This window comes from Mycobacterium sp. NPDC003449 (assembly GCF_053588415.1).
Genome location: NZ_JBSFPX010000078.1, coordinates 21,976 through 30,786, shown reverse-complemented (window position 1 = coordinate 30,786; position 8,811 = coordinate 21,976). Strand labels below are relative to the sequence as shown.

Sequence of the window (8,811 nt, the reverse complement as noted above, 5' to 3'; positions counted from 1 at the left end):
CCGGAATGCGCATTCCCGGGTACCGCCGCGTCTGCTCGCGGGGAAAAGTGCGGGGAGAAATCAGCGCCACTGATAGCGGGTGCGGGGCCGGCCGGCCTTGCCGTACTCGGTGTTGCGGGTGACGGTGCCGTCCTCGGCGAGGCGCTCCAGGTACCGCCACGCCGTCACCCGGGACACCCCGACCTGCTTGGCCACCTCATCGGCCGTCAGCCCGTCGGTCACGTCGCGCACCGCACGGGCGATCCCATCGGTGGTCTGCGGGGACGCACCCTTGGGCGCCGTGGATTTGTCTGCGGCAACCCGCAATTCGGCCAGGGCGCGGTCCACCTCGGCCTGGCTCGCGGCGTCGGTCCCCGCGGGCAGTGCGGTTCGGTAGCGCCGGTACCGCTCCAGCCGGTCGCGGAATGCCGCGAAAGTGAACGGCTTCAACAGATACGCCAGGGCGCCGTGAGCCACCGCCGCGCGCACCATCTCCAGATCCCGCTCGGAGGTGATCGCGATGATGTCCGGTGCGGGCGAGAGCCCCGACAAACCGGAGGCCAGCGAGATTCCGCTGGCATCGGGCAGGCCGATGTCGAGCAGGACCAGATCGACCGGGTGCTCGGAGGCGGCGTTCTCGGCGGCGGCCCGCATCGCGTCCCGCGCGGTGTGCACCACCGCGACCGTCGAAAACCCCTGCAGCCGGCCAAGATAGGTGTTGTGCGCCTCGGCGATGAGCGGATCGTCCTCGACGATCAGTACATTGATCATCGGGGCACCGTCACGGTCACCACCGAGCCGTAGGTCACGTCGGCCCGCAGACTGCCGCCGTGCTTCTTGACCACCTGGGCGACCAGGGCGAGGCCAAGGCCGTGGCCGGCCGGATCGGTGGACTTGGTGGAATACCCACGGTGCATTGCCTTTTCGAAAGTCTCCTGGTCCATGCCGGCCCCGCTGTCGGCGACCTGGATCAGCAGTTCGGTGCCGTCCTGGGTCACGGTGACCTCGACCCACGGGTCGTCGCGGTCGCAGGCGTCCATCGCGTTGTCGATCAGGTTTCCCAGCACGGTGACCAGCTCCTGACCGGAGAGCACCGTCTCATCGGAGAGCTGGGTGTCCTCGGTGACCGTCAGCGCGATGCCGCGCTCGTCGGCCTGGGCCGATTTACCCAGCAGCAGGGCCACCAGGGCCGGCTCGTTGACCGCCTGCGACAACCGGTCCACCAGCCGCTGGGACAGTTCCAGCTCGCTGGTCGCGAAGCGCACCGCATCCTCCGGGCGGCCCATCTCCACCATGGTGACGACGGTGTGCAGCTTGTTGGCCGATTCGTGGGCCTGCGCCCGCAGCGAGTCGGCCAGCACCTGCAGCGCACTGAGTTCGCCCAGCGCGCCCTGTAATTCGGTGCGGTCGCGGATCGTCACCACCTCGGAGCGGGAGTCGACCACCCTGGCCCGGTTGACCACGAGCACCCGCTCGTCGGTGACGTGCAGCTCGTCGCGGGCACCGGGATCGTGGGTCTGCAGGAACGCGGGCAGATCCGCGGGCCGGACCGGGCCCGGCGGCAGACCCAGCAGGCGCCGGGCCTCGTCGTTGACCAGTGCCACACCGGTACGGTCCAGCACGATCAGGCCCTCCGACACCGAATGCAGGATGGCGTCGTGATGGTCGTACATCACCCGCAGCTCGTCGGGCCGCAGGCCGTGCGTCTGGCGCAGCAGGCGGCGGCGGATCGCCAGGCCACCGATCAGGGAAACGGCCAGCGCCCCGGCGGTGATCGCCGCGATGAGCGGAATCTGGGCCCGCCAGCGCTGCGCCAGCGTCTGCTGGGTGATACCCGCCGACACCAGCCCGACGATGGTCCCGTCCGCGGCCCGCACCGGCGTGATGGTCCGCACCGAGGGGCCGAGGGTTCCGGTGTAGACCTCACTGAACGTCTCGCCGCGCAGCGCCGGCTCGACGGTGCCCAGATAGTGCCCGCCGATCTGGCTGGGATCGGTGTGGGTGAACCGGGTGCCGTCGGGGGCCATGATGGTGATGAACGCGATGCCGGTGCCGGTGCGGACCGCCTCGGTGACCGGCTGCAGAATCTCCGTGGCCCGCCCCGACTGAATGGCCGACGCGGTCGACGGGGAGTCGGCCAGCGCGGTGGCGATCCCGATCACCTGCTGGCGGGCGGCGGTCTCGGCATCGTTGCGGGCATCGAGCAGCGCGAGTGCGGTCCCGGCCAGCACGATCACGGCGACGACGAGGACCTGCAGTGCGATGGCCTGGCCGGCCAGGGACCGGGGCCAGAGTCTGCCCACCCCACCCACCTCATGCCTGTCGTATGAACACAATGAACTTAAACGTGACCTGGCTCACGTCATGGTTGAAACTACTTCCAGACCCTAACGAAGTCGAACTGGAGGTAGTACCCGATGAGCGTCACCATCGACCGTCAACCGGAGCCGGCGCCGCCGCGGCGCCGCGACCGCACGCACTGGCTCTACATCGCCGTGATCGTGGCGGTGCTCGCCGGTGTGGCGGTGGGCCTGCTGGCTCCCGAGGTCGGCAAGAGCGTCGGCGTGCTGGGCACCATGTTCGTCGACCTGATCAAGATGATGATCGGCCCGGTGATCTTCTGCACGATCGTGCTGGGCATCGGCTCGGTGCGCAAGGCCGCCACCGTGGGCAAGGTCGGCGGCCTGGCCTTCGTCTACTTCCTGGTGATGTCCACCTTCGCGCTGGCGATCGGCCTGGTGGTCGGCAACATCCTGCATCCGGGCACTGGCATGCACCTGACCGAGGGCTCGGCAGGCAAGGGCGCCGAACTCGCCGAGACGGCGCACGAGGCCGGCGGCCTGATGGACTTCGTCCGCAGCATCATCCCCGAGACCCTGCTGTCGTCGCTGACCGCGGGCAGCGTGCTGCAGGCCCTGTTCGTGGCGCTGCTGGTCGGGTTCGCGCTGCAGGCGATGGGCAGCTCGGGTGAGCCGATCCTGCGCGGCATCGAGCATGTGCAGAAGCTGGTGTTCAAGGTGCTGATCATGATCCTGTGGCTGGCCCCGATCGGTGCGTTCGGCGCGATCGCCAACGTGGTCGGCCAGACCGGCTGGACGGCCGTCACCCAGCTGCTGACGCTGATGCTCGGGTTCTACCTGACCTGCGTGCTGTTCGTGTTCGGTGTGCTCGGTGTGCTGATGCGCGTGGTCGCGGGCGTCTCGATCTTCAAGCTGGTGCGCTACCTGGCCCGTGAGTACCTGCTGATCGTGTCCACCTCGTCCTCGGAGTCGGCCCTGCCGCGGTTGATCGCCAAGATGGAGCACCTGGGCGTGGAACGCACCACCGTCGGCGTCGTGGTGCCGACCGGCTATTCGTTCAACCTCGACGGCACCGCGATCTACCTGACCATGGCCTCGCTGTTCATCGCCGGCGCGTTGGGCGACCCGCTGTCGGTCACCGAGCAGATCGGCCTGCTGGTGTTCATGATCGTCGCGTCCAAGGGCGCCGCGGGCGTGAGTGGTGCCGGCCTGGCCACGCTGGCCGGCGGGTTGCAGGCGCACCGGCCCGACCTGCTCGACGGGGTCGGCCTGATCGTCGGGATCGACCGCTTCATGTCCGAGGCCCGCGCCGTCACGAACTTCTCCGGCAACGCCGTCGCCACCATCCTGGTCGGGTCCTGGACCCACACGATCGACAAGGACCGGGTCGACTCGGTGCTGCGCGGCGAGGATCCGTTCGACGAACTCACCATGGTCGACGAACGACCCTCGGCGATCGCGGAATCCGAATCCGCCCCCGAACCCGCCCGCGCCTAGCGTTCGGCGGCAGGGCCCGGCCGGGTTCCGGCCGGGCCCTTTGCCGTCGTTGAACCGTGCCCCGCCCGTGCTCGTAACACAGGTGACGACGTCGCCGACATATAACGCGAGAAGGCAAGGAAGACACGGTCATGCGAGTAGCAATCGTCATGCTGGCCGCGTCGGGGGCGGCAGTGGGAACCATCCTGGCTCCGGCCGGGCCCGCAGCGGCGGAATCGGCCATTGAGGCCATCGGTCGACTGCAGGCGGACGGGTATCAGGTGAACATCGACCGGGTGGGCAGTGCGCCGCTGGATCAGTGCATCGTCACCAGCATCCGCAACCCGCAGAATCAGACGAAGCTGATCCGGGTCGAGCGGATCGGCAAGAACGGCAAGAAGGATTTCGACCTGATCCCGGTCGTGGTGCGGCGCACCATCACGGTGTCACTGGACTGTTCGGGCTGACACTCTCAGCCTGCCGTCACCGTTGCGGGCCTATCATGCGGAATGCGGCCCGTTACGACATCGCCGCCCGGAACGCGGGCGGCCCGGCCGGGTTCGCCCGGGCCGGGGGCCCGCCTGATGGCGCTGGTGGTGCATCCGACGTCGCCACCGTTGTGGCTCGGCATCGTGGTCGCGGCGGTATTCATCGCCGCGGAGACGCTGCTGGTGTTCGCCTTGCGCAGGATGGCCCCCGAGAACACCTTCGGTGCGCTCTTCCTGTTCGGTGTGCTGGTGGTGTCGGCGGGCTGGGGGCTCGGCCTCGCGGTGACCACCACCCTGGCAAGTGCCCTGGCCTACATCCATTTTCACCTCGCGGCGGCCGGTGGCCTGTTGCCGATCGAGGAGCAGGACGTGATCGCGGTGCTGATCTTCCTGCCGGTCGCGCTGCTGGCCAATGCCCTCGCCGGGCACGCGCGGTCGCGGGCCGCCGAGGCCGATCAGCGCCGCAGGGAGGCCGAGGCGCTTGCCGGACAACAGGTCGCGCTGCGCAGGGTCGCGACGCTCGTCGCGCATGCGGTGTCGCCGGCCGAGGTGTTCACCGCCGTGGCCCAGGAGTTGGCGCGATGCCTGGGCGCTCAGCATTCGGCCCTGGCCCGCTTCGAGTCCGACGGCACGGCGGTCGTGGTGGCGGCCTATGACGAACCCGGGTTGACCCAGACGAGGGTCGGCAGCCGGTTCTCGTTCCACGGCGCCAGCGTCGCGGCCATGGTGTCGCGCACCGGAGCGCCCGCCCGCCAGGACGACTACGGTTCGGCGCCAGGGGCCGACGCACAGTACATCCTCGATCTCGGGCTGCGTTCGGGGGCCGGGGCACCGATCGCGGTCGGTGGCCGGATCTGGGGTGCGGCCTTTGTCGGGTCGAGTGGGCCGGCCCCACTGCCACCCGGCACCGAGTACCGGGTCGACGATTTCGCCGGGCTCGTCGCGACCGCGATCGCCAACGCGGCGGCCCGGGTGGAGATCACCGCCTCCCGCGCCAGGATCGTCACGGCAGCCGACACGGCCCGACGGCGCTTCGAACGTGACCTGCACGACGGCGCCCAACAACGGCTCGTCTCACTGGGTTTGGAGCTGAGACTGGCCGAGTCCTCGGTACCCGACGGTCACCACGAGCTGAGTGAACGGCTGTCGGGGATCGTGCGGGGCCTCAACGGTGTCTCGGAGGAGCTGCGAGAGATATCGCGGGGAATCCATCCGGCGATCCTGTCGCGGGGAGGTCTCGGACCCGCCCTCAAGGCCCTGGGCCGTCGTTCGGTGGTTCCCGCCGTGGTCGACGTGGACGTCACGGGGCGGTTTCCGGAAAGCGTCGAAGTCGGGGCGTATTACGTGGTGGCCGAGTCCCTGACCAATGTGGCCAAACATGCGAAGGCGTCCGGGGTCCGGGTCCGGGTGCACCCGGACGGCCCGCACCTGCGCCTGTCGATCACCGACGACGGGATCGGTGGAGCCGACCCGGCCCGGGGGTCCGGGCTGATCGGTCTCAGGGACCGCGTCGAGGCGCTCGGCGGCACACTGGAGATGTCCAGTCCCGCGGGCCGCGGGACCGTGCTGACCGCCACCATCCCGGTGGACGCCGACGGAGCCGTTTCCGGTTAGCCGCAGCCCGTGATGGGGGACAGCGGTAACGACGCGGTGTGGCCGCGGCGCAATCCTGGAATCGGAAGGATAACAACGATTTCAGAGGAGTGAAACCATGCCGACAGTTTTACGGCGGGCCGCCGTGGCGGTGGCGGCCGGTGCGGCGGCGGCCGCCATCAGTATCGCGCCGGTCGCGGCCGCGGCACCGCTGCCGACCCATCCGGCGGCCGTGGCCGATCACACCGTCGACGCGGTGCAGACCGGCTGGCACGGCGGCTGGGGCGGCCACCACGGGGGGTATCACGGCTGGCGCGGCGGGGGCTACGGGTGGGGCCACTACGGGCACTGGTGGCCCTGGGGCTGGTGAGCCCCCTCGTGCGGTCACTGCCCGGGTAGCGCCTGGCGGAACCAACCGGTGATGGTGGTCGGATGGGTGATCGCGGTGCCGACCACGACCGCGTAGGCGCCCGCGTCGATCGCGGCGCGGGCCTGCGCGGGGGTGTGGACCCGGCCCTCGGCCACGATCGGCACCTCGGGCAGGCGCGAGACCAGCAGCTCGACGAGTTCCAGGTCCGGGCCGTCGGTCCTGGGTCGCCCGCCGGTGTAGCCGGCCAGCGTCGTGCCGATGAGGTCGGCACCCGCGTCGCGGGCCGCGAGCGCATCGTCCAGCGATGCGCAGTCGGCCATCACCAAGGTCGGGGCGCTCTCGCTTTCGTGTAGCGCCGCGATGGTCTCGGCCAGGCTCAGGCCGTCGGGCCTGCGCCTGCGGGTGCCGTCGAGCGCGACGATCTCGGCCCCGGCCTCCCGGACCGCGGCCGCATGCCGCAGCGTGGGCGTGATGAACACGGTGTCCTGGTCGGCATCGCCGACTTTCCACAGGCCGATCAGCGGAACCTCGGTGCGGCCCTTGATGAACGAGATATCGGCCAGCCCCTGGGCGCGGATGCCCACCGCGCCGCCGGCCACGACGGCCTTGGCCATCTGGGCCATGGTCTCGGGGTGGCGGAGTGGCTCGCCGGGGTAGGCCTGGCAGGACACGATCAGTCCGCCGGCGATGGCCCGAATCGGATCGGTCATGGGCGATCTCCTGTCGGTGTGATGATGGCGGACATGCCGAATGCGGCGGCGCCGAGGACCGCGGCATGTGTGCCACGCTGAGCCGGCAGGAGCGGGCAGTCCTCGACGGCATCGATGACTTGCTCGGTGGCGGCGTCGGTGACCTCCGACCACCACAGCGCGCCGGACCCGGCCAGCCCGCCGGACAGGATGACCGCGTCGGGGTCGAGCATGTTGACCCATCCACCGACGGCCCGCCCGAGTGCCCGGGCGGCCAGGGTCACGCACTCGCTCGCCAGCGGGTCACCCGATTCGGCGAGCCCGGTCAACCGGCGGGTGTCGGCGGCGGTGCCGCCGCGGCGCCGGTACAGCTCGAGAAGCCCTGGCCCGGAGGCGATCGCCTCCAGATGCCCCGAGCGACCGCATGTGCATTCCAGGCCGTCGGCCTCGGGGGACGGGATGTGCCCGAGGTGCCCGGCGGCCCAGTGGGCCCCGGCCACCGGGACGCCGTCGATGACGAACGAGCCACCGATCCCGGTGCCCGCGGCGACCATCAGCAGGGTGTGCAGTCCGCGTCCCGCACCGTAGCGCGCCTCCCCGATGGCGTGTGCGTGCACATCGTTGGTGACCCGCACCGGCAGCCCGGTGCCCGCCGCGACCATCCGGCCCAGCGGGGTGCCTGCCCAGTCGGTCAGCTGCTCGGTCGCCGACAGCACGGTTCCGTGTTCGCCGTCGATGACGCCTGCCGAACCGATGCCGATGGCGATGGGGTCGGGTAACCCGGTGCGCCGGGCCCGGTCCCGGATATCGGCGACGAGGCCGATGACCGTGGCGACGATCGCCTCGGGTCCGTCACCGGCGGGTGTCGTTGCGGTGCAGTCGAGTTCGATCTCGCCGCCGGAAAGCACCAGGCCCGCCGCCGTCTTGGTTCCGCCAAGGTCGACGCCGATGCCCGCGGTCATCGCCCGGAGACCGCGGGCGCCACATCCCTTGGGCCGACGGCGGCGAGGATGGTCCGCACCGCCTCGACGTCGTCGCCGGCCAGCGCGTCGAACGGCTCCGGCACCTGGTTGGTGGAGATGACGCCCAGAAGCATCAGCGCGGTCTTGAAGGCGCCGACGCCCGCGCCCCATCCGGTCACGCCCTTGGCGGACAGGCAGATCTCCATGAGCGCCGCCAGCCGGTCCTGTTCGGTGCGCACGGCGTTCCAGTCACCGGCCAGGTGGGCCCGGTGCAGGCGCACGTAGCCGTCGGGGTCGACGTTGGCCAGGCCGGGGACCGAGCCGTGCGCACCGCTGAGGTACGCGCCGTCCACCACGAACTCGTGGCCGGTGAGCAGGGTCAGCGGTTCGCCGGCCGCCCGGTTCTTCAGGCACAACCGGCGAAACGAGATGTCGTCACCCGATGAGTCCTTGACCCCGGCCAGTGCTCCGTCGCGGCCGAGGCCCACCAGCATGTCGGGATCCAGCTTGGTGTGGACGCAGACCGGAATGTCATAGGCGTACACCGGAACCCGCGCACGCTCGCCGAGGAGCTCGAAATGGCGCCGGATCTGCGGGGTGTGGGTGATGGCGTAGAAGGGTGCGGTGGCGACCACGGCGTCGACACCGGCGTCCTCGGCGGCCCGCACATGCTCGAGCACGCGTGCGGTCTGGGTGTCGATCGCACCGGCGAGCAACGGCACCCGGCCCGCGATGATCCGGACCGCCTCGCCGATGACCTGGGCCCGCATGGCGTCGGTGCAGAACGCGACCTCACCGGTGGACCCGAGGACGAACAGACCGTCCACGCCCGCGGCGATGTGCCGGTTGATCACCCGCTCGAACGATTCGACGTCGAGTCGACGGTCCTCGGTGAGTGGGGTCACGACGGGGGGAACAACCCCGGTCAGTCTGCCGGCGGTGCTCATGGTGATA

9 protein-coding genes are annotated in these 8,811 nt (G+C 70.3%); 4 read left to right on the top strand and 5 right to left on the bottom strand.

Going from position 1 to position 8,811, the window contains the following annotated elements; all coding sequences use genetic code 11:
* Positions 1-60: 60 nt before the first annotated feature.
* The gene (locus tag ACWDTP_RS19945; protein WP_450022845.1) at positions 61-750 is read right to left on the bottom strand and encodes a response regulator; all 690 of its coding nucleotides are present in this window, start codon (positions 748-750) and stop codon (positions 61-63) included.
* Entirely contained in the window at positions 747-2,282 is a 1,536-nt protein-coding gene (locus ACWDTP_RS19940; RefSeq protein ID WP_450022844.1) for a sensor histidine kinase, read from the bottom strand. The genes ACWDTP_RS19945 and ACWDTP_RS19940 overlap by 4 nt, the downstream gene beginning before the upstream one ends.
* A 114-nt stretch (positions 2,283-2,396) precedes the next feature.
* Here ACWDTP_RS19940 and ACWDTP_RS19935 point away from each other — a divergent pair, with 114 nt between their 5' ends.
* The 4 genes from ACWDTP_RS19935 (at position 2,397) to ACWDTP_RS19920 (ending at position 6,206) form a co-directional block, all read left to right on the top strand.
* A complete protein-coding gene (locus ACWDTP_RS19935) occupies positions 2,397-3,776 on the top strand; it encodes a cation:dicarboxylate symporter family transporter (RefSeq protein ID WP_450022842.1) in 1,380 nt (459 codons plus the stop codon).
* Positions 3,777-3,907: 131 nt separating this feature from the next.
* Complete coding sequence (locus tag ACWDTP_RS19930; RefSeq protein ID WP_450022840.1) at positions 3,908-4,222, top strand: hypothetical protein; 315 nt, start codon at positions 3,908-3,910, stop codon at positions 4,220-4,222.
* A gap of 117 nt (positions 4,223-4,339) precedes the next feature.
* A complete protein-coding gene (locus tag ACWDTP_RS19925; protein ID WP_450022849.1) occupies positions 4,340-5,857 on the top strand; it encodes a sensor histidine kinase in 1,518 nt (505 codons plus the stop codon).
* A gap of 97 nt (positions 5,858-5,954) precedes the next feature.
* Complete coding sequence (locus tag ACWDTP_RS19920; RefSeq protein WP_450022838.1) at positions 5,955-6,206, top strand: hypothetical protein; 252 nt, start codon at positions 5,955-5,957, stop codon at positions 6,204-6,206.
* 14 nt (positions 6,207-6,220) lie between these two features.
* Here the strand turns inward: ACWDTP_RS19920 and ACWDTP_RS19915 are convergent, their stop codons facing one another.
* The 3 genes from ACWDTP_RS19915 to ACWDTP_RS19905 are packed head-to-tail and all read right to left on the bottom strand — an operon-like array spanning position 6,221 to position 8,804.
* The gene (locus tag ACWDTP_RS19915) at positions 6,221-6,916 is read right to left on the bottom strand and encodes an N-acetylmannosamine-6-phosphate 2-epimerase (protein ID WP_450022836.1); all 696 of its coding nucleotides are present in this window, start codon (positions 6,914-6,916) and stop codon (positions 6,221-6,223) included.
* Complete coding sequence (locus tag ACWDTP_RS19910; RefSeq protein ID WP_450022834.1) at positions 6,913-7,857, bottom strand: ROK family protein; 945 nt, start codon at positions 7,855-7,857, stop codon at positions 6,913-6,915. Before ACWDTP_RS19910 ends, ACWDTP_RS19915 begins: the two co-directional genes overlap by 4 nt.
* A complete protein-coding gene (locus tag ACWDTP_RS19905; protein ID WP_450022832.1) occupies positions 7,854-8,804 on the bottom strand; it encodes a dihydrodipicolinate synthase family protein in 951 nt (316 codons plus the stop codon). Before ACWDTP_RS19905 ends, ACWDTP_RS19910 begins: the two co-directional genes overlap by 4 nt.
* Between the last annotated feature and the right edge of the window lie 7 nt (positions 8,805-8,811).

Coding starts and splice junctions, on each gene's coding strand:
- ACWDTP_RS19945 (WP_450022845.1), bottom strand. CDS start 750: ATGATCAATGTACTGATCGTCGAGGACGATCCGCTCATCGCCGAGGCG.
- ACWDTP_RS19935 (WP_450022842.1), top strand. CDS start 2,397: ATGAGCGTCACCATCGACCGTCAACCGGAGCCGGCGCCGCCGCGGCGC.
- ACWDTP_RS19930 (WP_450022840.1), top strand. CDS start 3,908: ATGCGAGTAGCAATCGTCATGCTGGCCGCGTCGGGGGCGGCAGTGGGA.
- ACWDTP_RS19925 (WP_450022849.1), top strand. CDS start 4,340: ATGGCGCTGGTGGTGCATCCGACGTCGCCACCGTTGTGGCTCGGCATC.
- ACWDTP_RS19920 (WP_450022838.1), top strand. CDS start 5,955: ATGCCGACAGTTTTACGGCGGGCCGCCGTGGCGGTGGCGGCCGGTGCG.
- ACWDTP_RS19915 (WP_450022836.1), bottom strand. CDS start 6,916: ATGACCGATCCGATTCGGGCCATCGCCGGCGGACTGATCGTGTCCTGC.
- ACWDTP_RS19910 (WP_450022834.1), bottom strand. CDS start 7,857: ATGACCGCGGGCATCGGCGTCGACCTTGGCGGAACCAAGACGGCGGCG.
- ACWDTP_RS19905 (WP_450022832.1), bottom strand. CDS start 8,804: ATGAGCACCGCCGGCAGACTGACCGGGGTTGTTCCCCCCGTCGTGACC.